The 25,276-nt window shown below is 76.7% G+C and carries 26 protein-coding genes; 14 read left to right on the top strand and 12 right to left on the bottom strand.

Annotation, left to right across the window (positions count from 1 at the left end; all coding sequences use genetic code 11):
- Nucleotides 1-49: 49 nt before the first annotated feature.
- The 3 genes from BM414_RS06115 to BM414_RS06105 all read right to left on the bottom strand — a co-directional run bounded on the left by BM414_RS06115 (nucleotide 50) and on the right by BM414_RS06105 (nucleotide 2,174).
- Entirely contained in the window at nucleotides 50-460 is a 411-nt protein-coding gene (locus BM414_RS06115) for a rhodanese-like domain-containing protein (RefSeq protein WP_217644568.1), read from the bottom strand.
- Nucleotides 457-1,041 carry a cysteine dioxygenase gene (locus BM414_RS06110; RefSeq protein ID WP_217644567.1) on the bottom strand — a complete coding sequence of 195 codons (585 nt, stop codon included), beginning with the start codon at nucleotides 1,039-1,041 and terminating at the stop codon, nucleotides 457-459. The genes BM414_RS06115 and BM414_RS06110 overlap by 4 nt, the downstream gene beginning before the upstream one ends.
- Before the next feature lie 221 nt (nucleotides 1,042-1,262).
- Nucleotides 1,263-2,174, bottom strand: a complete 912-nt coding sequence (locus tag BM414_RS06105; RefSeq protein ID WP_093578545.1) for a glycoside hydrolase family protein — start codon at nucleotides 2,172-2,174, stop codon at nucleotides 1,263-1,265.
- A 77-nt stretch (nucleotides 2,175-2,251) separates the two neighbouring features.
- On the opposite strand from BM414_RS06105, the gene BM414_RS06100 reads away from it, so the two are divergent.
- Nucleotides 2,252-3,229 (top strand): sulfotransferase family protein, encoded by a 978-nt coding sequence (locus tag BM414_RS06100; protein WP_093578544.1) that lies wholly within the window; start codon nucleotides 2,252-2,254, stop codon nucleotides 3,227-3,229.
- A 1-nt stretch (nucleotide 3,230) separates the two neighbouring features.
- On the opposite strand, the gene BM414_RS06095 is transcribed toward BM414_RS06100, so the two are convergent.
- Nucleotides 3,231-3,824 carry a dihydrofolate reductase family protein gene (locus BM414_RS06095; RefSeq protein ID WP_093578543.1) on the bottom strand — a complete coding sequence of 198 codons (594 nt, stop codon included), beginning with the start codon at nucleotides 3,822-3,824 and terminating at the stop codon, nucleotides 3,231-3,233.
- 129 nt (nucleotides 3,825-3,953) lie between these two features.
- Here BM414_RS06095 and BM414_RS06090 point away from each other — a divergent pair, with 129 nt between their 5' ends.
- From BM414_RS06090 to BM414_RS06075, 4 genes are all read left to right on the top strand, one after another.
- Nucleotides 3,954-5,126, top strand: a complete 1,173-nt coding sequence (locus BM414_RS06090; protein WP_093578542.1) for an HNH endonuclease signature motif containing protein — start codon at nucleotides 3,954-3,956, stop codon at nucleotides 5,124-5,126.
- 93 nt (nucleotides 5,127-5,219) lie between these two features.
- Nucleotides 5,220-6,626: a chromate efflux transporter gene (chrA, locus tag BM414_RS06085; protein ID WP_093578541.1), complete on the top strand. Its 1,407-nt coding sequence runs from the start codon at nucleotides 5,220-5,222 to the stop codon at nucleotides 6,624-6,626.
- Nucleotides 6,627-6,712: 86 nt separating this feature from the next.
- Nucleotides 6,713-8,149 (top strand): NADP-dependent succinic semialdehyde dehydrogenase, encoded by a 1,437-nt coding sequence (locus BM414_RS06080; RefSeq protein WP_093578540.1) that lies wholly within the window; start codon nucleotides 6,713-6,715, stop codon nucleotides 8,147-8,149.
- 28 nt (nucleotides 8,150-8,177) lie between these two features.
- Entirely contained in the window at nucleotides 8,178-8,765 is a 588-nt protein-coding gene (locus tag BM414_RS06075; protein ID WP_093578539.1) for a hypothetical protein, read from the top strand.
- A 24-nt stretch (nucleotides 8,766-8,789) separates the two neighbouring features.
- Here BM414_RS06075 and BM414_RS29150 read toward each other — a convergent pair whose 3' ends face one another.
- The 4 genes from BM414_RS29150 to BM414_RS06060 form a co-directional block, all read right to left on the bottom strand.
- A complete protein-coding gene (locus BM414_RS29150) occupies nucleotides 8,790-9,137 on the bottom strand; it encodes a hypothetical protein (RefSeq protein ID WP_175551446.1) in 348 nt (115 codons plus the stop codon).
- A 79-nt stretch (nucleotides 9,138-9,216) separates the two neighbouring features.
- On the bottom strand, nucleotides 9,217-10,125 hold the full coding sequence (locus BM414_RS06070) for a hypothetical protein (RefSeq protein ID WP_093578538.1): 909 nt from the start codon (nucleotides 10,123-10,125) through the stop codon (nucleotides 9,217-9,219).
- Nucleotides 10,122-10,934, bottom strand: a complete 813-nt coding sequence (locus BM414_RS06065; RefSeq protein ID WP_093578537.1) for an MEDS domain-containing protein — start codon at nucleotides 10,932-10,934, stop codon at nucleotides 10,122-10,124. Before BM414_RS06065 ends, BM414_RS06070 begins: the two co-directional genes overlap by 4 nt.
- On the bottom strand, nucleotides 10,931-11,656 hold the full coding sequence (locus BM414_RS06060; protein ID WP_139245724.1) for a GAF and ANTAR domain-containing protein: 726 nt from the start codon (nucleotides 11,654-11,656) through the stop codon (nucleotides 10,931-10,933). Before BM414_RS06060 ends, BM414_RS06065 begins: the two co-directional genes overlap by 4 nt.
- Nucleotides 11,657-11,854: 198 nt before the next feature.
- Here BM414_RS06060 and BM414_RS06055 point away from each other — a divergent pair, with 198 nt between their 5' ends.
- The 3 genes from BM414_RS06055 to mscL are packed head-to-tail and all read left to right on the top strand — an operon-like array spanning nucleotide 11,855 to nucleotide 14,496.
- Nucleotides 11,855-13,501, top strand: a complete 1,647-nt coding sequence (locus tag BM414_RS06055) for a sensor domain-containing diguanylate cyclase (RefSeq protein WP_093578535.1) — start codon at nucleotides 11,855-11,857, stop codon at nucleotides 13,499-13,501.
- Between the two features lie 17 nt (nucleotides 13,502-13,518).
- Nucleotides 13,519-14,040, top strand: a complete 522-nt coding sequence (locus BM414_RS06050) for a GNAT family N-acetyltransferase (RefSeq protein ID WP_093578751.1) — start codon at nucleotides 13,519-13,521, stop codon at nucleotides 14,038-14,040.
- Between the two features lie 45 nt (nucleotides 14,041-14,085).
- Complete coding sequence (gene mscL / locus BM414_RS06045; RefSeq protein WP_093578534.1) at nucleotides 14,086-14,496, top strand: large conductance mechanosensitive channel protein MscL; 411 nt, start codon at nucleotides 14,086-14,088, stop codon at nucleotides 14,494-14,496.
- A gap of 3 nt (nucleotides 14,497-14,499) precedes the next feature.
- Here mscL and BM414_RS31295 read toward each other — a convergent pair whose 3' ends face one another.
- Complete coding sequence (locus tag BM414_RS31295; protein ID WP_281246714.1) at nucleotides 14,500-14,622, bottom strand: hypothetical protein; 123 nt, start codon at nucleotides 14,620-14,622, stop codon at nucleotides 14,500-14,502.
- Between the two features lie 123 nt (nucleotides 14,623-14,745).
- Between BM414_RS31295 and BM414_RS06040 the strand changes: the two genes are divergently transcribed.
- Genes BM414_RS06040 through BM414_RS06020 form a run of 5 tightly spaced genes read left to right on the top strand, consistent with a single transcriptional unit; the run spans nucleotide 14,746 to nucleotide 18,322 of the window.
- Nucleotides 14,746-15,621, top strand: coding sequence for an alpha/beta hydrolase (locus BM414_RS06040; protein ID WP_093578533.1), 876 nt, complete (start codon nucleotides 14,746-14,748; stop codon nucleotides 15,619-15,621).
- A gap of 10 nt (nucleotides 15,622-15,631) precedes the next feature.
- Nucleotides 15,632-16,204: a class I SAM-dependent methyltransferase gene (locus BM414_RS06035; protein ID WP_093578532.1), complete on the top strand. Its 573-nt coding sequence runs from the start codon at nucleotides 15,632-15,634 to the stop codon at nucleotides 16,202-16,204.
- Nucleotides 16,201-16,881 carry an SDR family NAD(P)-dependent oxidoreductase gene (locus BM414_RS06030; protein ID WP_093578531.1) on the top strand — a complete coding sequence of 227 codons (681 nt, stop codon included), beginning with the start codon at nucleotides 16,201-16,203 and terminating at the stop codon, nucleotides 16,879-16,881. Before BM414_RS06035 ends, BM414_RS06030 begins: the two co-directional genes overlap by 4 nt.
- A gap of 43 nt (nucleotides 16,882-16,924) precedes the next feature.
- The gene (locus tag BM414_RS06025) at nucleotides 16,925-17,446 is read left to right on the top strand and encodes a pyridoxamine 5'-phosphate oxidase family protein (RefSeq protein ID WP_093578530.1); all 522 of its coding nucleotides are present in this window, start codon (nucleotides 16,925-16,927) and stop codon (nucleotides 17,444-17,446) included.
- Between the two features lie 33 nt (nucleotides 17,447-17,479).
- Nucleotides 17,480-18,322: an SMP-30/gluconolactonase/LRE family protein gene (locus BM414_RS06020; protein WP_175551445.1), complete on the top strand. Its 843-nt coding sequence runs from the start codon at nucleotides 17,480-17,482 to the stop codon at nucleotides 18,320-18,322.
- On the opposite strand, the gene BM414_RS06015 is transcribed toward BM414_RS06020, so the two are convergent.
- Complete coding sequence (locus tag BM414_RS06015) at nucleotides 18,319-19,971, bottom strand: Na+/H+ antiporter (RefSeq protein ID WP_093578529.1); 1,653 nt, start codon at nucleotides 19,969-19,971, stop codon at nucleotides 18,319-18,321. The genes BM414_RS06020 and BM414_RS06015 overlap by 4 nt on opposite strands.
- A 75-nt stretch (nucleotides 19,972-20,046) precedes the next feature.
- Nucleotides 20,047-21,036 carry an LLM class flavin-dependent oxidoreductase gene (locus BM414_RS06010; protein ID WP_093578528.1) on the bottom strand — a complete coding sequence of 330 codons (990 nt, stop codon included), beginning with the start codon at nucleotides 21,034-21,036 and terminating at the stop codon, nucleotides 20,047-20,049.
- 120 nt (nucleotides 21,037-21,156) lie between these two features.
- On the opposite strand from BM414_RS06010, the gene BM414_RS06005 reads away from it, so the two are divergent.
- Entirely contained in the window at nucleotides 21,157-21,864 is a 708-nt protein-coding gene (locus BM414_RS06005; RefSeq protein WP_175551444.1) for a hemerythrin domain-containing protein, read from the top strand.
- 15 nt (nucleotides 21,865-21,879) lie between these two features.
- Here BM414_RS06005 and BM414_RS06000 read toward each other — a convergent pair whose 3' ends face one another.
- On the bottom strand, nucleotides 21,880-25,068 hold the full coding sequence (locus BM414_RS06000) for an ATP-binding protein (protein ID WP_175551443.1): 3,189 nt from the start codon (nucleotides 25,066-25,068) through the stop codon (nucleotides 21,880-21,882).
- Nucleotides 25,069-25,276: the final 208 nt, after the last annotated feature.

Here is a 25,276-nt window from a genome sequence, read left to right as displayed (position 1 = left end):
GTCCGGGGACGGCGCCAGCCTCCGTCGCGCGGCGCCGTCCCCCGACCGGTCAGGTGGCGGGACCGCCGGTGGTGGGCAGCCCGTCGGCCACCCAGGCGCGGTGCCCGCCGATGACGTCGCTGGCCCTCGCCAGCCCCAGCGAGCGCAGCGCGTCGGCGGCCAGGCTGGAGGTGTAGCCCTCCTGGCACAGCACGACGACGTCGACGTCGTAGCCGGTGGCCTGCGGCAGCCGGGCGTCGCTCTCGGGGTCGAAGCGCCACTCCAGGTGGTTGCGCTCGACGACCAGCGCGCCGGGCACCTCGCCCTCGGCCTCGCGCTGCGACTGCGGCCGGATGTCGACGAGCACGGCGCCGTCGGCCACCCGCTCCGCGGCCTGCGCCGGGGTCACCCGGGTGATCCGCGAGCGCGCCTCCTCCAGCAGCTGGTCGACGCTCTTCGCGCCGGGTGGGCGGCCGCTCACCAGTCGACGCCCGCCTTCTCGGTGCCGGTGCGCAGCAGGGTGCCGGCCTCGAGGCGGTAGCGGTTCATCAGGGACAGGCGGGGGGTGTAGGCGTGCACGCTCACGGCGGGCAGCGTCCCCCGGTTGGTCACCCGGTGCACGTGGTGGGGACCGAACGGCCGCACCCGCCCGGCCCACAGCTCGGTGGCGGCCTCCCGTGCGGCGCCGGGGCGGCCGCCGACGACGTCCTCGGTGAGGATCCCGCCGACGACGGCGAAGGCGCCCGCGGAGCCGCCGTGGTCGTGCAGCGTGGTGCCCTGGCCGGGCAGCCAGGTCAGCAGCCAGACCTGCGCTCCGGCGAGGTCGTCGGCGAGGGAGGGGTCGATCAGGTCCGCGGCCTCGTCGGACGGCAGCAGGCCGGTCCAGCGGCTCCCCTCGCGGAACTGCACGCGGGGCAGCCACGCGTCGGAGACGGCGAGCAGCGCGGCGGCGAGCGCGGCGGCCGAGGTGGTGCGGGCGGTGGTCGAGGTCGTGCGGGCGGTGATCGGGGCGGGGGGCAGCAGGGCGGTCACGGGGAGGCTCTCCGGGGTGCAGGCGCGCACGGGCCCCGTCCTGGGGCGGGCGCGGAGTGGCGAGGGTGTCGGGCGCTCAGGCGGCCGGACACAGCGCGCTGGCCACCCGCAGCAGGTCCACGGCGGACCGGCGGGTGAGCGTCAGGGCGGGTGCCACGGACCCATGTGACCCCACGCCGGAAATGTCTGTCAAGTGCATCGATCTGGTAGAGATTGCGGGCGTGTCGTCACTCACCGACCGGCGGGCCGCCTCAGCCGGGGAGGACCACGGTGCGCAGCTCGTGCGCACCGTCGGCGCGGGTCGCCTCGTAGAACCAGCGCGCCCCGCCGCCGGGCAGCGCCACCACGTCGGCGTAGCGCAGCCCGTGCGGCGCGTGCGGGCTCTGCAGGTACGGGCCGTCCGCCGCGGCGCGGAAGCGGCCCTCGCCGTCGGTCGCGGCGAGCCCGGTGCGCTCCTCCCAGTTCTCCTCCGCGGTGGCCCGGCCGTCGTAGAGCGCCCAGGTGCGCGGGCCGTCGAGGACCACCGCGCTGAACCGCACGCCCCGGGCGTCCCAGCCGCCCTCGGTGCCGGCCAGCGCGGTGCCGCGCCAGGTCCAGGTGACGCCGTCGGGGCTGGTGGCGTGCTCGGTGGTCATGCGGTCGGTGGCACCGGGGTCGTCGAGCGGGTGCACCGAGGCCCACAGGTGCCACTGGCCGCCGTCCCAGCGGACCACCGGGTCCTTGGGCGCGGTCGTGGCGCTGCCGGGCAGGACGGTCCGCGGCTCGGCGGTGGCGAGCTCCTCGACGGTGGCGGCCTCGAGCAGGTCGACGCGCCAGTGCTTGGTCCCCGGCGTCGCGCAGCTGACGTACAGCCGCCATCGGCCCTCCGGCGTGTGCACGAGGGCCGGGCGCTCCAGCGACTCAGCACCGAAACGGTCCTTGCCGACCGCGACCACCGGCTCGAACTGCACGCCGTCGCCGGAGCGGGCCACCACGTTGCCGAAGCCGCGGCCCTCGCCGACCGGGCGCCGCAGCCGGTAGGCCAGCCACCAGGTGTCGTCGACGAGCTGCGCCGACGGGCCGCCGGCCCACGAGCCCGGGCGCGGGTCCTCCGGCTCGACGACGACCGCCGCGTCGGACCAGAAACGGTCGGGCGCCGGGGGGCGGGGCGCGGACGCGGTCACGCGGCGGCTCCGTTCGGGGGAGGGGACAGGCCTCCCCGTGTGTACACGGCGGCACGTCCGGGGCAGGCAGGCGACCGATGAGCACCGACGCCGACCGGCTGCCGCAGTTCGTCGTCGCCGGTGCGCCGAAGGCCGGGACGACGGCGCTGCACGCCGCGCTCGCCACGCACCCGGGGCTGTACCTGTCGCCGGTCAAGGAGCCGAAGCACTACCTCACCGACGGCCGGCCGCCGCCGCGCAGCGGCCAGCGCGGCCCCGGTGACGCGCACAGCGCGCAGGAGTGGATCTGGCGGCGCGAGGACTACCTGCGGCTCTTCGACGGCGCGCCGGCCGGCACCGTCCGCGGGGAGAGCACGCCCTTCTACCTCCACGACCGCGCCGCGCAGCGCCGGCTGGCAGCCGACGTGCCCGGCATCCGCGTCGTCGCGATCGTGCGGGACCCGGTGGACCGGGCGTGGTCGAACTGGGTGCACCTGCGCGCCGACGGCCTGGAGCCCGAGGCCGACTTCGCGACCGCCGTCGAGCTCGAGGAGTCGCGGGTCGCCGCCGGATGGGCGCCGTTCTGGCACTACCGCGGCCTCGGGCGGTACGGCGAGCAGTTGCGCGACCTGTACACGGTGCTGCCGCGGTCGCAGGTCCTGCTGCTGCGCTACCGGCAGCTGGTCGACACGCCGCGCGAGACGCTCGACCGGGTCAGCGACTTCCTCGGCGTCGAGTCCGGGGTCGCGCACACCGTCGCGCCGGAGAACGTGAAGCCGTACGTGGCCGACACCGCGCGCTACCGGGCGCTGGCCCGGGCCGCCCGCGCCGGTGCGGCCCTGGGGGCGCACGTGCCGCCGCAGGTGTGGCGGCAGGTGTCGCGGCCGCTGGTCGCGGCGCTGCACGCGGGGAAGGCGCCCCGGCCGGAGATGCCGGTCGAGGTGCGGCGTGCGGTGCTCGCGCCGCTGCTGCCCGACATCGCGCTGCTGGAGGAGCTCACCGGCGAGTCCTTCGACGACTGGCGCCGCGACACCGGCCGCGGCGACTTCCGCTCCCGCCGTCCCGCCCGGGCCTGACCTACCGCAGGACCCGGTAGGTCAGGTGGGTGCACACCGGTGAGACCTCCACCGCCACCTGGGTCAGCCGGTGCCGTCCGACGCCGGCGAGCAGCGGCGTGCCGCCGCCCAGCACCTCGGCGGCGACGTGCAGGCGCAGCTCGTCGAGCAGCCCGTCCCGCAGGCACGAGCCGACCAGCGCGCCGCCGCCCATGACGAAGACGTCGCGGTCCCCGGCCGCTGCCCTCGCGCGCTCGACGGCGGCGGCCGGGCCGTCGGTCACGAAGGTGGAGTCGTGGGTGGCCGCCAGGCGGTGGCGCTCGGGCGGGCTGCTGGTGACGACGAAGAACGGCGGGCGGGCGTCCTGCGCCGCGCCGTAGCCCATGCCGTCGCTCCACCCCCGGTCGACGGTGTCGAAGGTGCGCCGGCCCATGACCACGGCGCCGGAGGCCGCGGCGTGCCGCTCGAGGACGCCGCGGTCGACGGGGTCGTCGCTGTCGAGCGCCCAGGCGTGGATGGCGTCGCCGTCGTTGCCGAGGCCGTGTTCCGGATCGGCGCCCGGGCCGGTCACGAAGCCGTCGAGGGAGACGGTGATGTCGCCGATCACGAGGGTCATGCGGGTCTGACCCGGGCGGGGCGTCGGACTCATCGGAGGGGTCGTCAAGGGGTGCCTCGGATCTGTGGACGAGCTCCTGACCTGCGGATACGGGTCGCGGGAGCTCGCTTGCGGCGGTAGACTTCGTACATGTGTTCGGGTGATCTGGTGGGTGGTGACGTCCTCGACGGCGTCGCCGTGCTGGTCGCCGAGCGCAACCGGATCGACGCCGCCCTGGCTCGTCATGTGCGGGCCGCGGAGCTGGCGCAGGCCCCGGAGCGCGACGGGCTGAGGAGCATGGCGTCGTGGCTGCGCGGGCACTGCCGGCTCTCGGCCGCCGAGGCCTCCCGGCTGGTCCGGAACGAGCGGGCGCTGGAGCACCTGCCGGCCCTGGCCGAGGCGCACGACGCCGGGCTGGTGTCGGCCGAGCAGGTCGCCCTCGCCGCCCGGGCGGTGACCCCCGAGCGGCTGGCCGCTGCAGCGGTGGCCGGCGTGGACCTCGCGGTGATCGATGCGGTGTTCACCGGGGTCGCGGTCGAGCGGCCGCACGCCGACCTGGTGCAGGTCGTGCAGCGCTACCTCGACGACCTGGACCCCGACGGCCCCGAACCGGACCCCACCGAGGGCCGCTCGCTCGCGCTGGCCAAGCATGCCGACGGCGCGTTGAGCATCCGCGGTCAGCTCGACCCCGTGGGCGGCGAGAAGCTGCAGGCAGCGCTGGAGTCGCTCGTCCAGGCCGACCGGCCCGCCGGTGACGAGCGCACCCGCGCCCAGCGCCTCGGCGACGCCCTCGTCCAGCTGGCCGACAACGCACTCGCTGATGGGAACCTGCCGACGCTGCGCGGGCACAGGCCGCAGGTCGCGGTCGTGGTGGAGCTGCAGGACCTGGCCGACCCCGGCACCGGCCCGGGTGCCGGGCGGATGGGCTTCGGTGCGGTCATCTCCGCCGCCCGCGCCCGCTGGCTGGCCTGCGACGGCGCCGTCTCCCGCGTGGTGTTCGGCCCCGGCGGTGCCCCGCTCGACCTCGGCCGCGAGCAGCGGCTGGCCAGCCGACACCTCCGCCGCGCGGCCGAACTCCGCGACGGCGGCTGCGTGTTCACCGGCTGCGACGCACCCACGCACTGGTGCGACGTCCACCACCTGGTGCACTGGATCGACGGCGGCGACACCAGCCTGGAGAACTCAGCCCTCCTGTGTGAACGGCACCACACGAAGGTGCACCACGGGTTCCGGGTCGAGCGACAACCAGACAGCCGATGGCGCACCTACCGGCCCGACGGCACCGAGATCACCACACCGGCGGCACTCGTACCCGCCGCGTGAGGGCGGTAGGAGCGGGCTCAGCCGGTGCACCGGCTCTTGTGCGACCGGGCCCTGTCAGGCTGTCCCCGACGGACCCCTCCTGCAGAGGACGCCATGCCCACGGATCCGCCGAACAGCGACGCCCTGCCAGCCCGGTCCCGGCCGTCCGCACCCGTCCCGCCCTTCCGCGAGGCCGTCCGCGCCTGGTTCCTCGTCTCGCTGCAGACCTTCGGCGGCCCCGCGGGCCAGATCGCGGTGATGCAGCGGGAGCTCGTCGACCAGCGGCGCTGGATCGGCCAGCGGCGCTTCCTGCACGCGCTCAACTACTGCACGCTGCTGCCCGGCCCGGAGGCCCAGCAACTGGCCACCTACGTCGGCTGGCTGCTGCACGGCACCCGCGGCGGCCTGGTCGCCGGCGGCCTGTTCGTCCTCCCGGGCGTGGTGGCGCTGCTGGCGCTCTCGGCGGTCTACGTCGCCTTCGGCACCACGACCGCGGTCACCGCCCTGTTCACCGGGCTCGCCGCCGCGGTGCTGGCCATCGTCGTCCAGGCGGTCGTCCGCGTGGCGAAGAAGGCGCTCGACAGCCGTGCCCTCGTCGTCCTCGCGGTGGCCGCCTTCCTCGCGCTGGCGCTGTTCGCGGTGCCGTTCCCCGTGGTGGTCGCGCTGGCGGGACTCGCGGGCTGGGCGCTGGGCCGGTGGCGGCCTTCCGCCCTGCCACGCACGGGGGCCGCCGAGGGACCCGACGCCGGCCCGCCGCCGGTCATCTCCGACGACGTCCTGCACCACGAGGCCCCCAGTGCCCGGCGCACCGTGAAGGTCCTGCTCCTCGGCCTGCTCGTCTGGGGGCTGCCGGTCGCGGCGGTCGCCGTGCTGACCGGCACCGGCAGCGTCCTCACCCAGCAGGGCGTGTTCTTCTCCGGCGCCGCGGTGGTCACCTTCGGCGGCGCCTACGCGGTGCTCGCCTACGTCGCCCAGCAGGCCGTCGAGGTCTACGGCTGGCTCACGCCGCGGGAGATGGTGCGCGGGCTCGCGCTGGCCGAGACGACGCCGGGGCCGCTGATCATGGTCGTCCAGTTCGTCGCCTTCCTGGGCGCGTACCGGGCCCACGGCACCCTCGACCCGTGGGTCGCCGCGGTGCTGGCCTCGCTGCTGGTCACCTGGGTGACCTTCGTGCCCAGCTTCCTGTTCGTGCTGCTCGGTGCCCCGTACATGGAGCGGCTGCGCGGCAACCGGTCGCTGTCGGCCGCGCTGCGGGGCATCACCGCCGCCGTCGTCGGTGTGATCGCCAACCTGGGCGTCTACTTCGCCGTCCACACGCTGTTCTCGGGGACCGTGGACGTCGACGGCGGTCCGCTGTCGTTCGAGCTGCCCGACCCGGCCACGCTGCGGCCCGTGCCGCTCGTCATCGCCGTCGTGGCGGCGGTGCTGCTCTTCCGGATCCGGTGGTCGGTGCTGCGCACGCTGGGCGTGTGCGCCGTCCTCGGCCTGGCCGCCGGGCTCTCGGGGCTGCCGGTCGGGTGACGGCGGGTGACGGGCGGCCGACCGGGTAGGGCCATCGTCCGGAGGCGGCGTGCAGACCGAGCGCGCCGGACGGCGGGAGGGAACCCATGGCCACGTCCAAGTCCAGCATCGCCACGATCAACCCGGCCACCGGCGAGACGCTCAAGACCTACGAGCCGCTGTCGGACGAGGCCCTCGAGGAGAAGATCGGCCGGGCCGCCGACGCCTTCCGCAGCTACCGGCTGACCAGCCCGCAGGAGCGTGTCGGCTGGCTGCGCGCGGCCGCCGACGCGCTCGAGGCCGACACCGACGCCGTCGCCGAGCTCATGGTCACCGAGATGGGCAAGACGCTGGCCGCGGCGAAGGCGGAGGCCGGCAAGTGCGTCACGGCACTGCGCTACTACGCCGAGCACGGCCCAGCGATGCTCGAGCCCAAGCTCGCCGACGCCGGCGCGGTCGGGGCGGAGCAGGCGTTCCTCGTCCACCAGCCGATCGGCGTCGTCCTGGCGATCATGCCGTGGAACTTCCCGCTGTGGCAGGCCATGCGGTTCGCCGCCCCGGCGCTCATGGCCGGCAACGTCGGGCTGCTCAAGCACGCGAGCAACGTGCCGCAGACCGCGCTGTACATGGAGGAGCTGTTCCGCAAGGCCGGTTTCCCGGCCGACGTCTTCCAGACCCTGCTCATCGGCTCCTCGACCATCGAGCGGGTGCTGCGCGACGACCGGGTCGCCGCCGCCACCCTCACCGGCAGCGCGCCCGCCGGGCAGTCGGTGGCCTCGATCGCCGGGGACGCGCTGAAGAAGACGGTCCTCGAGCTCGGGGGGAGCGACCCGTACATCGTCATGCCCTCGGCCGACCTCGACCGCGCGGCGGAGGTGGCGGTCACCGCCCGCTGCCAGAACAACGGGCAGAGCTGCATCGCCGCCAAGCGGTTCTTCGTGCACGCCGACGTCGCCGAGGAGTTCACCCGGCTGTTCGCCGAGAAGATGGGCGCGCTCGTCGTCGGCGACCCGATGGAGGACGGCACCCAGGTCGGCCCGCTGGCCACCGAGTCCGGCCGGGAGGACGTCGAGCGGTACGTGCAGGACGCCGTGGACAAGGGCGCGACCGTCGTCGTCGGCGGGACCCGTCCCGACCGCGCCGGCTGGTACTACGCGCCGACCCTGCTCACGGGCATCACGCCGGAGATGGACCTCTACGACGAGGAGGTCTTCGGCCCGGTGGCCGCGCTGTGGACCGTCGACACCCTGGAGGAGGCCATCGACATCGCCAACAGCCACCCCTACGGCCTGGGCGCGAACCTGTGGAGCGAGGACGAGCAGGAGCGGTCGACCTTCATCCGCGACGTGCAGTCCGGCATGGCGTTCGTCAACGGGATGGTCACCAGCTACCCCGAGCTGCCCTTCGGCGGGGTCAAGCAGAGCGGCTACGGCCGGGAGCTCACCGACCTCGGCATGTACGAGTTCATGAACGCCAAGACGGTGTGGATCGGCCCGCGCGGCAGCGAGCAGGCCCAGGGCGACACCGCCAGCGCGTCGGAGTAGCCCCGCACCCCGCGGGTACGCCGGGATCATGACGACGACCACGGACAACCACTTCATCGCGCAGGCCGTGCACGACCTCGGCACCGCCCTGTGGTTCGGCGGGTCGGTGATGGGCATCGCCGGCGTGAACAAGTCCGGCGCCGACCTGACCTCCGGCATCGACAAGGTGCGGGTGGCCAGCTCCGCCTGGAGCCGGTTCTCGCCGGCGCAGTGGGGTGGCATCGCCGCCACGCTGGGCACCGGGCTGCAGCTGACCTCGTCCAACAAGGCACGGCTGGCGCTGCAGGAGGGCTACGGGGCGGTCGGCACGCTCAAGGCGGCACTGACCGTGGCCGGCGCGGGCGCCACCGCCTTCGCCGCGTACTCGGGGGCCAAGATCGGCAAGCTCGCGGAGCAGGCGGCGGGTCCCGACGGGAGCCTCGACGTCAAGGACGCGACGCTGCCCTCGGCCGGCACCCCGCCGGAGATCAGGAAGTGGCAGGCGCGGCAGCGGGTCACCCAGGCCGCGGTCCCGGCGCTGGCCGGTGGCGTGATCGTGTGCAACGCCTGGCTGGTGCAGGCCTACCGGCCGATGTCCACCGTCAAGGGCCTGCTCGGCAAGGTGCTGCGCCGGTAGTCACCGGCGCGGCCCGGCCCCGGCTCAGGCCGGGGCCGGGCTCCCGCCGTCCGCGGTCAACCGCACCCAGCCGTCCCCCGGGGCCTCCAGCCGCACGGTGGTGACGGCCGCCGCCGCGATCCCCAGGCGGTCGCCGCCGGCCACCCATCCGCCCACCTGCACCTCCAGGCCGGCGCCGCCGTCGAGCAGCCGCACCGGCCGCGGGCCGACCCGCCCCCCGGAACCCACCAGGTCGGCGGCCAGCACCTCCGACAGCAGCAGGAGCAGGTCGTCGACGACGGCCGGCGGCCAGCCCTCCGCCTGCCCCGCCGCCCGCACCCACGCCCCGCGCCGTCGCCGGCCGCCGCGGGTCCACCAGGCCCTCCCGAGCATCCCCGTCGGTCATCGCGCGACCACCCCCGGTGGGCAACGAGACACCGGGCGGCAGGGTGCGCGACACGCGGGGATGGGCTCAGGCCCGGTCGGGGTCCAGCGCCCGCACCACGATGCGGCTCCCCGTTCCCGACGGCAGCACCGCCAGCGACACCGCGGGGGAGACCTTCTCGGCCAGCCAGAGCATGAGCAGCCGGCGATCGTCGGGCACCGCGTGCGGCGGCAGCAGGGGGCACCCGCCGCGGGCGTGCACCTCGCAGGCGACCTCCGCGCCGTCCCGGGTGATGCGCACGCGCAGGCCGCCCGGTCCGCCGTCCAGTGCGGCCACCGTGCCGACGGCCTCGTGCAGCACGAGCACCAGCTCCTCGCGCCGGGTCCGGTCCAGGCCGGCGGCGGTCAGGCACGCGTGCCACCAGCGCCGGTTCTCCGCGGCCGCCCGGGGATCGAGCAGGCGGTCGGCCACCAGCACGCCGCCGGTCCGGGGCGGGCCCGCGCGCAGCCGCAGGTCGGGGTTGGGCACGTCGGTGCCGTCGACCCACAGCACCGGGTGCACCCCGCGGGCCAGAGCCAGCCGCTCGGGCGGTCCCTCCTCTGTGTCGACCAGGCAGGTCACCGCCAGCGGGCGCTCCGCGACCAGGGCGGTCGTCGTCTCCTCGGCCGTGCGCCAGTGCCCGAGGTCGGGCGCGAGCGAGAACGGCTGCTGGCAGACCACCGTCACCACCCCGGCCGGCGCCCTGCCGAGGTGGTCGGCCCAGGCGTCGGCCAGCGCGGCCAGCGGCGTCTCGACCAGCGCCTCCTGCGGCGCGAAGGCGACGGCGCCGGCCACCCGCGCGGGGAGCAGCGCCCGTACGCCGTCGTCGACGTGCGCCACCACCGGCGAGCCCGCCGCCAATGCGCGCCGGCACAGCTCCGCGGTGACCGCGCCGGCCTGGGCCCGGCCGGTGTGGAACGCGCACCGGTGCACCGGCGCCGCGTCCGTCCCCGTCACCGGTGGGCACCCTCGGCGGCGTCGTCGGGAGGGGCGTCGGCGAGGGCGTCGACCAGGTCGACGGTGCGGTCGGGGTGCCGGTCGGCGAGCAGGCGTACCAGCCGGGCGGTCAGCCGGGACGCGCCGACCAGGGTGAGCCCCGGCGGCCCGGCGGCCGCGGCCACCAGCGAGTCGGCGGCGCCGACGTCGAGGAAGTGCAGGTCGGCGACGTCCCAGGAGGCGGGGCGGCCACCGGCCGCGAGGGTCGCCTGCAGCACCGCGCGCAGCGCGTCGGCGTTGCCCGAGTCCAGCTCGCCGGCCAGGTACAGCAGCTCGCCGCGGCGGGTGAGGCGGAAGACCCCGTCGTCGTACACAGGAGCCACGTCGACCTCCGTGTCGTGGAGGGCGGTGAGCGCCTCGTGCTGCCCCGGTTCGAGCTGGGAGCGGAAGTACGGGCAGAGCACGGTGACCGGGTGCTCGGCGACCAGCGGGGCGACGGCGGCCTCGAAGGCGTTGACGCCGGGGGTGGTGATCGCGCCGGAGAACCGGACACCGGCGTAGCCCTCCGCCAGCGCCCCCGCGACCGCCTCCGCCAGCCGGTCCGGGTCCGGCGGCACCAGCCGCACCGCCGTCGTCGCCGAGGGCTGCCACCCCTCCCGGACGACACCGGAGCGGCGGAGCCGGCTCCACAGCCGCCGCTCCCGCGCGCCGAGCCCGGCGAGCAGGACGCACTCACCGCGCCGCACACCCTCGATCACGAAGTCCCCGACGACCTGCGTGTGGGCCTCCTCGCTGTCGAGGAGGACGAAGGCGTGCCCGCCGCGGGTCACGGGAGACCCTCCGGCGGCCCGTCGGGAGGAGGTGCCTCCCCGGTCTCGGTGATCAGGGCCGCGATGTCGCGGACCTTGCGGCGGGTGTCCTGCGAGGCGCGGACGAGGATGCCGAACGCGGAGTCGGCGGTGATCCGGTAGCGCTCCATGAGCACCCCCTTGGCCTGGCCGATGACGTCGCGGCTGGCGAGGGCGACGGTGAGGTGCTGCGTCCGCTGCAGCGTGCGCAGTGCCAGGGCGGCGTGCCCGGCGACCGGCACCAGGACCGCCCGGTCCGGCCCGGGGCCCGGGCCGGTGACGTACACCGACAGCGCGCCGACCACCTCGCGCCCGGTGTCCAGCGGCAGGCTGATCGCCCGCCGCACCCGCGCGGCGGCGACCGGCCCGGCGAGGGCCGGCCAGCGCGGGTCCCGGCCGAGGTCGGCGCTGCCCGACGGCGTCCCCGCGAGCGCGGCGGCCAGCGGTCCGGTGTCGTGGCGGACCTGGAGGGCGTCGAGCGCGGCAGCCGGACCGGCACCGCCCACGGGGGCCAGGGGCACCCGGCCGGGGCCGAGCAGGGTGACCGCCACGCTGCAGGTGGAGGGGAGCGCGGCGGCGAGGTCGTCGGTGACGGCGCGCACCGCCGCGGCGGGGTCACCGGCCGCGTGCCACCGCCGTGCGGCGTCGAGCAGCCACCCGGCGAGGTCCGGATCGGACCGGGTGGCGGGGACGGTCGTCGTCATGGCCGCAGGGCGCACTGCGACACCTCCAGCCGGGGAGACCCGGAGTCGGCTTGCCGCACCGTCCGGCGTCTCGAACGGCGGGCACCGTGATGCCATCGTGCCACCCGATCGGGCGACGCGCCGAGGACCGACCCCAGAGGGTGAGTTCCCGCGCACCGGAGGCTCAAGGTCCGGGCGGGCCGCGCCGATCCGCCCGAGGTGACCGCCACCCCGAGAACGCCGGCCGAGCGCGAGGACGTCCTGTCCGCGCTGCTGCGCCTTCCCGACGCCGTGCTGGCCGCGATCGCCACCGACGGCGTGGTCGTCCCGATGCCGGCCTCGGTCGGCGTCCCGCCGGAGCGGGTCATGCCACCGTCGGCCGACCGCGCGACCTTCCTCGACGCCGTGCTCCCCGCCGACGCCATGACCGTCATCACCGCATGGGAGCGCGCCCGCACCCACGGCGTGGGCCTGGCCACGGTGCACGGCCGCCGGGAGCCGGAGGCGGCGCTGTCGCTCACCTTCGTCGACGTCCGCGAGGCGCACGGCGTGTTCGTGGGCGCCCTCGAGGTCCTCGACGCCGCCTCCACCGAGCGCGGGCCCGCGCCCCTGGCCGACCTGGAGGTGTCCCGGCGGCCGCGCACGGCGACGGTCCGCAAGACCTCGCTCGCGGTCATCACCGAGATCGACGAGCGCACCACCCGGATGCTGGGCTGGACGGCCGCGGAGATGGTCGGCCAGCGCTCCTCGGAGTTCGTCCACCCCGACGACCAGGAGCGGGCCATCGCCAACTGGCTCGAGCTGCTCTCCAGGCAGGAGTCCCAGCGGGTCCGGCTGCGGCACCGGCGCGCCGACGGCTCGTGGGCCTGGCTGGAGCTGGAGAACCAGTACGTCCCGGCCGACGACCCCGCCGACGCCGTCGTCGTCACGCAGATGAGCGACGTGTCCGACGAGATGGCCGCGCACGAGGCGCTGCGGCAGCAGGAGCGCCTGCTGCGCCGGCTTACCGAGGCGCTGCCCCAGGGCATCCTGCAGCTGACCGCCGACCGGGAGGTCGTGCACGCGAACTCCCGGCTGCAGGTGCTGCTGGGCGTGCCCGCCGTGGACGGCTGGGCGGACCTCAGCGCCGTCGCCGACGACGCCGGCCGGGAGGCGCTCGAGACGGCGCTGAGCCGGGTACTCGGCGACGGCGAGGACGCCGCGCTCGAGGTCGGCATCCGCACCCCCGCCGGCGAGGCGCGGGTGTGCGCGGTGAGCCTGGTCGCGCTCAGCGACCGGGAGGGCGCCTCGGGCGCGCTGGTCTGCGTCTCCGACGTCACCGACAGCGCCCGTATGCGTGAGGAGCTCACCGCCAAGGCGACCTTCGACCCGCTCACCGGCTGCCACAACCGCGCCTCGACGATGGCGGTGCTGGAGGCCGCGCTCGCCGACCCCGGCGGGCGCCCGACCGCGGTCGTCTTCGTCGACCTCGACGAGTTCAAGCCGGTCAACGACACCCTCGGCCACGACGCCGGCGACGAGCTGCTGCTGACCACGGCGCACCGGCTGGCCGGCGTGCTGCGCAAGGACGACATCGTCGGGCGGCTCGGCGGCGACGAGTTCCTCGTGGTCAGCCGCGGCGTCGACGGCCCGGATGCGGCCGCCGCGCTGGGCGCCCGCATCCGGGCGGCGCTGTCGGTGCCGGCCGAGATCTCCGCGGGCGCGGTGCGGCTGGAGGCCAGCCTCGGTGTGGCGTGCAGCGAGCCGGGGCTCGACGGCGCGGCGCTGACCAAGCGGGCCGACCAGGCGATGTACGTGTCCAAGCAGGGCCGCTGCGGCGAGCCGGTGCTGTGGACCGCGGACCTCGGGGCGCCGGCGCTCGTCTGATCGCTAGCGTCGGCCGGGTGACCGTGCGCGACGCGACACCCGACGACGCCGCGGCCTGCCGGGACGTCTACGCCCCCTACGTCACCGGCAGCGCCGTCTCCTTCGAGGCCGAGCCACCGACCGGGGCGGAGATGGCGCGCCGGATCGCCGCCGCGCAGGAGCGGCACGCCTGGCTGGTCCTCGAGGACGGCGGCGCGGTGCGCGGCTTCGCCTACGGCGGGCCCTTCATGTCCCGGGAGGCCTACCGCTGGTCGTGCGCGGTGAGCGTCTACCTCGAGCCCGGCCGGCGGCGCACCGGTGCCGGCCGGTCCCTGTACGAGGCGTTGTTCGAGCGGTTGGCCGCCCGCGGGTACCGGGTGGCGCTGGCCGGCGTCGCGCTGCCCAACGACGCGAGCCTCGGCCTGCACCGGGCGCTGGGGTTCGAGCCGGCCGGGACCTACCGCCGGGTGGGCTTCAAGGACGGCGCCTGGCACGACGTCGCCTGGCTGCAGCGCGACCTCGGCCCCGGTCCCCGGGGGACCCCCGCCGAGCCGCGCTGAGAGGCCGCCCTACGCTCCCGCCGTCGGGACGGACGGGGAGGAATCGTGCGCGGACTGCTGACCAACTTCCGGAACTTCGCCTTCTCGGGCAGCCTGGTGGACCTGGCCGTCGGCCTGGCGATCGGGGCCGCCTTCGCGACGGTGGTCGAGTCGCTGGTCGGCGACGTCATCCTGCCGCTGGTGGCGGCGGTCTTCGGCCAGCCGGACTTCGACGCCCTGGTCCTCACCGTCAACGGCTCGCAGATCCGCTACGGGTCGTTCCTCACCGCGTTCGTGTCGTTCGTGCTGCTCGCCGTGACGATCATGTTCCTCGTGCAGGCCATCCGGAAGGCCACCGGACGGGAGACCGCCGGCGCGCAGGGCAACCGCGAGTGCGACCACTGCAAGAGCTTCATCCCGGTCGACGCGTCGGTGTGCATGTTCTGCACGCGCGACGTCGAGCCCGTCGTCCCCTGACGGTCATCCCCCGCTGACCCGCAGGTGCGGCGCCGGGGCGGCCTCCCCGGCGCGTGCGAAGCCGGCCCACACCCGGCGGACCTCCCGGCCGGCCGCGACGACGCCGTCGGCCGGCGGCTCGGGCACCGGCGGGGCGAACCGCTCCGCCCGCGCGTACCGGATGCCGGTGGCCGCACGACGCCGTCGGAGCGCCAGCGGGCCCGCGGCGGGCTACGGTTCGCGCCGGCATCCGATCGACCGGGAGGTCCCGTGACCACAGCGGTGCGGCACGGCCAGGGCACGCTGGCCTCCGGGCAGTACTGGCAGGGCTGGTCGGTGCCCGACCCGGTCGGCGTCGTGGTGCTCGTCCACGGCGTGCACGAGCACGGCGGGCGGTACGCGCACGTCGCCGAGCGGCTCGGCGCCGCGGGGTACGCCTCCTACGCCCCCGACCACCCGGGACACGGCCGGTCGCCCGGGCGGCGCGGCAACATCGGCAGCCTGGCCGCCGCCGTCGAGGGCGTCGCGCAGACCGCCCGCGCGGCCGCCGACCGGCACCCCGGCATCCCCCTGTTCGTCTACGGCCACAGCCTCGGCGGGCTGGTCGCCCTGCAGTACCTCACCGGGGAGCCGCACGAGCGGGTCTCCGGTGGCGTGGTCTCCGCGCCGGCGCTGGACACCAGCACCGCCAACCCGGTGCAGCGGGTGGTCGCGCCGGTGCTGTCCCGGCTCGCGCCGGACCTCGGCGTGCTCACCCTCGACGTCGAGACGATCAGCCGCGACCCCGAGGTGGTCGACGCCTACCGGACCGACCCGCTCAACCACAACGGGAAGATGGTCGCCCGCACCGGCACCGAGCTGATGCTCGGCGCCGCGGGCATGCCGGCCCGGCTGCGCGGCCTGCGCCTCCCGCTGCTGGTCCTCCACGGCGGCGACGACCGGCTCATGCCGCCGTCGGCCAGCGAGGTGGTCCGGCAGCACGCGGGGTCCGACGACCTGACCGTCCGCATCTGGGACGGCCTGTACCACGAGCCGCACAACGAGCCGGAGAAGGAGCACGTCCTCGACGACGTCGTCGCCTGGCTCGATGCCCACCGCACTGCCCACCGGACCGCTCGCCGGACCGCCCACCGCACCACCGGCTGAAGGAGGACGAGTGCCCCAGACCCTCACCGACGGACTGCGCCTGCTGCGCGCCTTCGTCGACAACCCGCGACAGGTCGGGGCGGTGCTGCCCACCTCCCGGACCGCGGTGCGCGCGATGCTCGACCTGGCCGACGTGCCGTCGGCGGACCTGGTCGTCGAGCTCGGCGCGGGCACCGGCGTGGCCACCCGGGAGATCCTCGCCCGGCTCGGCGACGACGCCCGCCTGGTCGCCGTGGAGATCGACCCGCAGCTGGCCCGGCGGCTGACCGAGCGCCTCGCCGACCCCCGGCTGCAGGTCGTCTGCGACTCCGCTGAGGACCTCGGGTCGCACCTCGGCGGTGAGCGCGCCGACGTCGTCGTCTCGATGCTGCCGTTCACCTCGCTGGAGGCCGGGCTGCGCCGCCGGCTGCTCGACCAGCTGCCGCGGGCGCTGCGTCCCGGCGGCACCGCGCTGGTCATCCAGTACTCGCCCCTGGTGCTCGGGGAGCTGCGCCGCCGCTTCGCCGGCGTCCGCACCCGCGTGACGCCGTGGAACGTGCCGCCCGCGGTCCTCTTCGCCTGTACCGGCCCCACCGAGGGGTGAGCCGGCGCACCGCCGTCGTCACCGGGGCCAGCAGCGGCATCGGCGCGGCGGCCGCCCGGCTGCTCGCCGCCGACGGCTTCTCCGTGGTCGTCGTCGGCCGCGACCCCGGGCGGACCTCCGCCGTCGCGGCGGAGGTGGGCGGCGAGCCGGCGGTCGCGGACTTCGCGCGCCTCGACGACGTCCGGGCGCCGGCCGCGGACCTCGCCGCGCGGCACCCCCGCATCGACGTCCTGGCCGACAACGCCGGCGGGGTGTTCGGCCGGCCGCGGTACACCGCCGACGGCAACGAGACGACGCTGCAGGTGAACCACCTCGCGCCGTTCCTGCTCACCGCGCTGCTGCGGGACCCGCTGGTCGCCGGCCGGGGCACCGTCGTCGCCACCTCCAGCACCGCGGCGCGCCTGGCCACCCGGCTGACCCGCGGCTCCACCAGCCGGATGCGGCCGGCCTACCGGACGCCCCTGCGCTGGCTGACCATGGGCCGGCCGGAGACCGGCGGCGCGGAGCTGGCCCGCCTGGCCACCGGCACGCCCGGCGTCGACTGGGAGCCGGGGGAGTACCACGAGCGCGGCGTCCCGGTGCGTGACAGCCCGCAGGCCTTCGACGACGACCTCGCCGTCGCGCTGTGGGAGGCCAGCGCCGACCGGGTCGGCCTGACCGGCGCCGACCGGCTCTGACCCGCGCCGATGACTCCCGCTCCCGGGAGCAGTCGGACCTCCCATGACGACCGGACAGATCGACCCGCGCTACGGCGACGCGTCGGCCACCCCGCCGGCCTGGGCGGACATCGAGCGCCTGCTCACCGACGCCCAGCTCTACTGGATCATCACCGTCCGCACGGACGGACGCCCGCACGCCGTTCCGCTCGTGGGCGTCTGGCACGACGGCGCCTTCGCGTTCTGCACCGGCGCCGACGAGCAGAAGCAGCGCAACCTCGACGCCAACCCGCACGTGGCCGTGACGACCGGCAGCACGGGTGCGCAGGGCTGGTTCAGCGGTACCGACGTCGTGGTCGAGGGGACGGCGGTCCGCGTGACGGATCCGGAGGCGCTCACCGCGCTGGCCGCCGCCTGGTACGCCAAGTACGGCGAGGACTGGCACTTCGAGGTGCGCGGCCAGGAGTTCGTGGAGGTCAGCTCCTCCGGGGCTGCCACCCAGGGCGGCGCACGGGTCTACCGGGTCGCGCCGGCCAAGGTGCTGGCCTTCGGCGGACCGCACGGCCAGACGCGCTACCGCCCCTGAGCCACCGCCGTCCGCGCTCCTACGCTCCGCGGCGTGGACGCGACGACGACGACCCTGGCCGGCGACCTCGGCTTCCCGGAGGGCCCTCGCTGGCACGAGGGCCAGCTGGTGTTCTCCGACTTCCACGACCGGCGGGTCCGGTCGCTGACGCCCGACGGCGACCTGGCGACGGTGCTCGACCTCGACGACGCGCCGTCCGGGCTGGGCTGGACGCCCGAGGGCACCCTGCTCGTCGTCTCCATGACCCGCCGGGCGCTGCTCGAGGTCACCGGCGCCGGGCCGGTCGTGCGCGCCGACCTGACCGGCCTGACCCGCTCCCGCGCCAACGACCTGGTGGTCGACGCCGCCGGGCGGGCCTACGTCAGCAGCTTCGGCTTCGACCTGGTCGGCGGCGCACCGGTCGAGCCGACCGGGCTGGTACGGGTGGACCCCGACGGCACCGCGGTCGTCGTCGCCGACGACCTGCGGTTCCCCAACGGCATGGCGCTCAGCGACGACGGGCGCACCCTCGTCGTCGCCGAGACGTACGGCGCCCGGCTGACCGCCTTCGACGTGGCCGACGACGGCTCGCTGTCGGGCCGCCGGGTGTTCGCCGACACGCCGGGGCTGGCGCCCGACGGCATCTGCCTCGACGCCGACGGGCACGTCTGGTTCGCCACGGCCCGCACGGCCGAGGTGCTGCGCGTGCGCGAGGGCGGCGAGGTCACCGGGCGGGTCGCCGTCGGGTCGGGGTCGCCGTCCTACGCCTGCACGCTCGGCGGGGACGACGGCCGCACGCTGTTCGTCTGCACCGCGCCCACCTGGGCCGAGGGCGGCCCGCGGGCCGGCCGGATCGAGGTCGCGACGGTCGACGTCCCCCGTGCCGGCCGTCCCTAGAGGGGACGCGCCGGGAGCAGGTGCTCCTGGTGGTCGAGCTCGCGCTCCAGCGTGCGCAGGCCCTCGTCGGGCAGCCGGCCGAGGTCCCGCCAGCGCAGCAGCTCGTCGCGCTCGGCGTCGATGACCGCCCGGCGCACCCGCAGCGCCGCCTCGTACTGGGGCGACATCGGCACCTCGCCCTCGGCGTCCTCGAGCGTCTCCAGCCGCCGCCGGTAGCGCTCCAGCCGGGTGCTCAGCGCGGCGCGGATCGACTCGATGGCGGCGTCGTCGACGTGGTCGTGCTGCTCGGCCTGCAGCTCGTCGAGCCGGGTCAGCCCCGCCTCGACGGCGGCCATCCGCGCCTGGTTGCGCTGCCGGGCGGCGTCGGCGGCGTCGGCCCGAAGGCCCAGCCGGCGCACGAGCGGCGCGAACGTGGCGCCCTGCCCGACCAGGGTGACCAGCACGGCGAGGAAGGCGCAGAACAGCAGCAGGTCGCGGTCGGGGAAGGGGTCGCCGCTGTCGGTGACCAGCGGGATGGTGAAGACGGCGGCCAGGCTGATCACCCCGCGGGTGCCGGCCCAGCTCAGCACGGTGATCTCCCGGCCGGACAGCTGCCGCGGCGGGGTGCTCGGGTCGTCGTCCTCGTCGGCGGCCGGGGCGCCGCTCAGCCGCACGTGCAGCGCCTGCGGCGCGTGCTCGGTGAGCCACAGCCACAGCGGCCGGACCAGCAGCACCGCGCCCACGGTGATGACCGACGCGACGACGACCGTCGACGGCGCGTACTGGCCCAGACCGCTGATGACGGCGGGCAGCTGCTGGCCGATGAGCAGGAAGACGATGCCCTCGAGCAGGAAGTCGACCAGCCGCCAGGAGGCGTCGGTCTGCAGCCGGGTGGCCCCCGACGTCCAGTAGGGCGCGTTGTGCGCGATCACCAGCCCGGCGACGACGACGGCCAGCACCCCGGACACGTGCACCGACTCGGCCAGCAGGTAGGCCATGAACGGCGTGGCCAGGGAGATCGCGTTGGACGCCAGCGGGTCGCGGCGCAGCCGGCGCAGCGGCCGGACGCCGTAGGCGACGACCAGCCCGGCGGCCACACCGCCGGCGGCGGCCGTCGCGAACGAGCCGAGTGCCGACCAGGTGGAGAACCCCTCGCCGCGCGCCGCGGTGACCGCGACGGTGAGCAGGGTCAGCGCGGTCGCGTCGTTGAGCAGCCCCTCGCCCTGGATGAGCGTGACCAGCCGGGGCGGCAGCCCGACCCGGCGGCCGATGGCGAGCGCGGCCACCGGGTCCGGCGGGGCGACGGCGGCGCCGAGGGCGATGCCGGCGGCGAGCGTGGCGCCGGGCACCCACAGCGCGAACCCGGCCCCGATGACCAGTGCGGTGACCAGCACGAGCAGCACCGAGAGGCTGACGACGGTGCGGATGTTGGCGCGGATGGCGATGAGCGAGGAGTCCAGCGCGGCGCTGTAGAGCAGCGGCGGCAGCAGGACGCTGAGGACGATGTCGGGGTCGAGCGTGAGGTTCGGTCCGGGCAGCAACCCGTAGACCAGCCCGGCCACGGTGAGCAGGGCGGCCGCGGGCAGGCCGGTGCGGCCGGCCAGCCAGCGGGCCGCCACGATCACCGCGACCGCGGCCAGGACGAGCAGGATGACGGTCTCGGCGTGCACGTCCGCAGTCTCCCGGACCCCCGGGTCTCGCTCGCCCCGACAGCCCGGAGGGCCGCCGTGGCGCTGTCGGCTCGCTCAGGCGGGGACGGACTCCATCGCCTCGGCGGTCAGGGCGACCGAGCGCAGCCGGACCTCGGTGGTGGGCGCCTGGTGGGCCACGATCAGCTCGTCGGCGTCGGCGAGGCGGGCGAAGTCGGTGAGCGCCTCGCGCACCTCGGCGGGCGTGCCGGCGGCGGTGTGGGTGAGCATCCCGTCGACGTGCCGGCCGGCGCCCGAGGACAGCAGCAGGTCCGCGGCGGCGTCGTCGAGGTCGCGGCCCTGGCCGAACAGACCGACGGCCAGGCGGCGGCGCGTGGTCCGCAGCGCCTCGCGGGCGGCCTCGGTCGTGTCCGCGGCGACCGCGTTGACGCCGGCGATGACGTAGGGGGCGTCGAGCTGCTCGGAGGGGCGGAAGTCGCGCCGGTAGGCGGCCACCGCGGGCTCGAGCAGCTGCGGGGCGAAGTGCGAGGCGAAGGCGTACGGCAGGCCGAGTGCGGCGGCGAGACCCGCGCCGAACATCGACGAGCCGAGCACGTACAGCGGCACGTGCGCCCCGCGGCCGGGGACGGCCTGCACGCCGGGCACCCGCGAGTGGCCGGTCAGGTAGCCCTGCAGCTCCAGCACGTCCTGGGGGAACCGCTCGGCCGAGGCCGGGTCACGGCGCAGCGCGTACATGGTGTTCTGGTCCGAGCCGGGCGCGCGGCCCAGGCCGAGGTCGATGCGCCCGGGGTACATCGCCTCGAGCGTGCCGAACTGCTCGGCGATCGTCAGCGGCGAGTGGTTGGGCAGCATGACGCCTCCGGCGCCGAGCCGGATCGTCGAGGTGTGCGCGCCCACGTGCGCGACCAGCACGCTGGTGGCCGACGACGCGATCGCGGGCATGTTGTGGTGCTCGGCGTACCAGACCCGCGTGTAGCCGGCCTCCTCCGCGGCCTGCGCCAGGGCGACGCTGGCGGCGATGCTGCTGCCGTAGGTCTCCCCCCGGGCGACAGGGGCGAGGTCGAGCACGGACAGCGGGATGCGCATGGAGGAGCTCCTGGGGACGGGGGTGCGTGGCCGGTGCAACGCGCGGCGACCCCTCGCCCTTCCGGCACCCGGGCAGTCGGCTGCAAGTCACCGGCAACCGGTCCGGGGGACCGTCGCACCGTGACCGCGACCGCACCGCTGCCGTTCCCCGTCACGCCCCGCCGGCCCGGCGATCCCGAGGTCGACGTCGCCCGCCTGGCGCTGGCGCACCGCGCGCTGCGACGTGGTTGCCGGCTGCTGGCCGACGTCGCGGAGGAGGCCGCCGCCGGCGGTCCGTGGTCGCCCCGGCGGCGGCAGGCGGTGGTCGGCTTCGGCCGGGCCGTGCTGCGGGAGGTGCACGCGCACACCGCGCGGGAGGACGCCGTCCTGTGGCCGGTGGTCGCCGCCAGCGCCGGCGCGCACGGTGCGGACCTCGATCCGCTCACCGAGGACCACGCCGTCCTCCGCGCGCTGCTCGGCCGGGCCGGGAGCGCGCTGACGGCGTTCGCCGCCGCCCCGGGCGCCGCGCCCGCGCTGGCCGCCGTCCTCGCGGAGCTGGCCGTCGTGCTGGACGAGCACGTCGAGGAGGAGGAGCGCGAGGTGTTCCCCGTGCTGCGCCGGTGCGTCTCGGTACGCGACCTGGCCCGCTACGAGGCCGTCTGCGCGCGCGGGTCCGGACTGCGGCAGGCGGCCTTCGCGCTGGCGGAGGTCGCCGACGCCTGCGCCACCCCCGCCGAGCGCGCCGGGCTGCTGGCCGCGACGCCCCCGCCGCTGCGGGTGCTCCTCCGGGCGGCCGAGCCGCGCTGGCGCCGCCGTCGCGACCTCGTGTCCGGCCGGGGCAGCCATTAGCGCTACGAAGGCTCCTCAGTCGAGGGCGGTACGGGCGGCCGCGAGCCACCCGGGGTGTCCGGTGCGCTCGGCCACGGCGACCGCCACCGCGCGGTGCGCCTCGGCCGCCTCCCGGTCGCCGCGCGCCGCGGCCAGGCGGGCGAGCAGCGTCGCCGTCGGGCCGAAGGCCATGAGGGCCGTCTCGGTCCCGCAGACGCCGTCCCGGTAGGGGAGCAGTTCGGCCTCGGCCTCGGCCATCCGCGCGGCGTCGCCGAGGGCCAGCCCCACCTCGCCCCGGACGAACTCGAAGAACGGCGTGAACAGGTCGCGGACCGCGCGGGAGTGCGGTGGGCACAGAGCTCGCACCTCGTCCGTCCGCCCGGCCAGCACCAGGGTCAGGGCCCAGGTCTCGGTGGAGATCTCGGGCGAGATCGGGACCATGGCGGCGATCTCCTCGGGCGCGACCGGTTGCGCCTCCGGGCTCCCGAGCTGCAGGCCGAGCTGGGTGTGCAGCCGCAGCGCCCGCGTGATCTCGGGGTAGTACCCGGCCGCGAGCAGGGCCTGCTCGGCGACGTCGTAGGCGGCCTCGGCCTCGGCCACCCGTCCCGCGACGGCGGCGCGCATGCCGACGTAGCAGCGGGCGATGCCGTGCAGCAGCGGCAGCCCGTGTGCCGCGGCCAGGCGCTCGGCCTCCGCGGCGTGCGTGTCGGCGGCGTCGAGGTCGAGCACCGCGCAGGTGTCCTGCAGGAGCATCAGCCGCGCCACCGCCTCGAACAAGCCGAAGCCCTCGCGCCGGGCGAGGTCGAGCAGCTCGGTGCCCAGCGCGGTCGCCTCGCTGCGGTCGGGCCCGCCCACCGCGTGGAACTGCCGGGCCGCCAACGCGTGGGCCAGCGCGAGCGGGTCCCCGCCGAGCCGGCCCTCGGTCACCGCCTGCCCCGACGCCTCGACGGCCCGCGCCTCGTGCCGCTCCTCGAGCTCGGTGGCCAGCAGCGCGAGCAGCCGGGTCCGCTGCGGGTCCCCGACCGGCAGGGCGGCGATCGCGGACTCGGTGCGCGCGACGAACCGGTCGTCCACGGGGTCGACCCAGGCGTTCCAGAACGTCGGCACGTCCGAGGACAGCAGCACGCCCGCGGTCAGCTCCGCCGGCGCGTCCTCGGGCAGCACCGCTAGGGCGCGGGCCCGCAGGGCGCGGGCCTCGCCGACCGCGCCCGCCCGCGCCGACGCGTGCGCCTGCGCGCCGAGCAGCCAGGCGAGCCCCACCGTGTCGCCGGGCCGGGCCACGCGGTGCGCCTCGGCCGCGCGTCCCCACATCACGGCGGCGTCGGCGTGGGCGAACCGGCGCCCGGCGAGCTCGGCGGCCGCCTGCGCCCAGCGGGCGGCCGCCGCGGCGGAGCCGGGCCCGGCCGCGGCGGCGTGGTGGGCCAGCGCGGTGACGTCGTCGGGCCGCAGCCGCTCGAGGACGGCGGCCACCCGCCCGTGCAGGCGGGTCCGGCGCAGGGAGGACAGGTCCTCGTAGAGGGTGTCGCGCACCAGGGAGTGCACGAACCGCAGCTGCCCCGGCCCGGGTTCGACCAGCAGCCCGCTGACCAGTGCGGTCTCCAGGGCCTCGACCAGCGCCTCCTCGTCCTCGTCAGTGCCACCGCCGGCCGGGGCCGCGGCCGACAGCAGCACCTCGGCGTCGACGTCGCGGCCGATCACCGCTGCCAGCTTCAGCAGGGTGCCGGTGCGCGCCGGCAGGCCGGCCAGCCGGTGGCGGACGACGTCGCGCACGGTGCCGGGCACGGAGGCCACCTCGGCGCCGGAGTCGACCAGCCGCAGCAGCTCCCGCACGTAGAAGGGGTTGCCGTCGGCGCGGGCGGCGATCGCGGCGCGGGTGCGGCGGTCGACCGGGGTGAGCGCCCAGTCCTCGACCAGCTCGTCGACGGCGGCGGCGTCCAGGCCGCGCAGCGGGAGGCCGAGGGGGGACCGGCGGGCGAGGGCGGCGAGGACGTCGGCCAGCCCGGCGCTCTCCTCGGGGCGGTGCCCGGCGACGACCAGCACGCGGCACCCGGCGAGGGCCGGCAGCAGGTCCAGGAGCAGTGCGGTGGTCTCGCGGTCGGCGCGGTGCAGGTCGTCGACGGTCACCAGCAGCGGCGCCCGCGCGGCGACGGCGGCCAGCCAGGCGGCGACGGCGCGGTGCAGCCGGAAGCGGTGCCCGGTCGGGTCGCCGGGCAGGGCGGGGGCGTCGTCGGTGAGCAGCGCCGCCAGGGGAGCGGGGTCGGCCGGCGGGGTCCCGGCGGCCAGCGCGCGCAGCGCGGCGGCCCACGGCCAGCCGGGCGGGGCGCCGTCGGTCTCCGGGCAGGACACCGCCAGCGTCGCCCAGCCGCGCCGGGCGTGCTCGGCGCGCAGGTGGTCGAGCACCGTGGTCTTGCCGCTGCCCGCCTCCCCGGCGAGCAGGGCGACCTCGACCGAGCCGGCGGCGGCCCGCCCGGCCGCGGCGTGCAGTGCGGCCAGCTCGGTCTCGCGGCCGACCGGCCGGGGCACCTCCGCCGCAGCGGTGACGGCGGGTGGCGGCGGCGAGGGCTCGGGGGACGGCGCCGGGCGGCCGACCGCGGGGGCCGGCCGGCGCACCGGCAGGAGGGAGGGCGCCTGGGCCAGCACGGCCTCCTCCAGCGCCCGCAGCTCCGGGCCGGGGTCGACGCCGAGCTCGTCGGCCAGCCGGGTCCGCACCTCGCGCAGGGCGCCCAGGGCCTCGCCCTGCCGGCCGGCGCGGTAGAGACCGAGGGCGAGCAGCCGCCAGCCCTCCTCGCGCAGCGGGTGCTCGGCCACGTGCGCCCGCAGCTGCGGGAGGGGGTCGCGCCCGCCCGGGGCCTCGAGGGCGACGGCGGCCCGCCGTTCGACGGCGGTGAGCCGCAGCTCGTCCAGGCGGGCGGCCTCCGGCGCGGCCCACGGCTCGTCGGCGTACTCGGCGTAGGCCGGGCCGCGCCACAGGTCGATGGCCGCGCCGTAGCGCTGCCGCGCCTCGGCGGGGTCGGTCGCGGCGAGCCGGTCGCCCTCGTCGAGCAGCCGCACCGCCTGCAGCACGTCGACGGCGTCGTCGGCCGGGCGCAGCGCGTACCCGGGCGGGACGGTGACCAGCAGCCGGGCCGGCGTGCGCGGGGCCCGGCCGGGCTCGAGCACCCGGCGCAGGTGGCTGACGTGCGCCTGCAGCGTCCCGAGCGCGTCGGCCGGGAGGCGCCGCGCCACAGGTCGGCCACGAGCACCTCGGCGGGGACCACGTGGCCGCCGGCCACCAGCAGCCGGGCGACGACCGAGCGCTGCCGCCGGCCGCCGAGGTCGAGGGGGACGCCGTCGCGGACGGCGGTGACCCCGCCCAGCACCCTGAACCCGACGGTCCCGGCCCCCGCGGTATCCATGGCGGGCGCGAGCATAGGTCGGCACAGGCCGCGACGCC

The sequence above is a fragment of the Geodermatophilus amargosae genome, from assembly GCF_900116515.1.
Taxonomy (GTDB): Bacteria; Actinomycetota; Actinomycetes; order Mycobacteriales; family Geodermatophilaceae; genus Geodermatophilus; species Geodermatophilus amargosae.
This window is presented reverse-complemented; position numbering and strand designations above follow the sequence as displayed.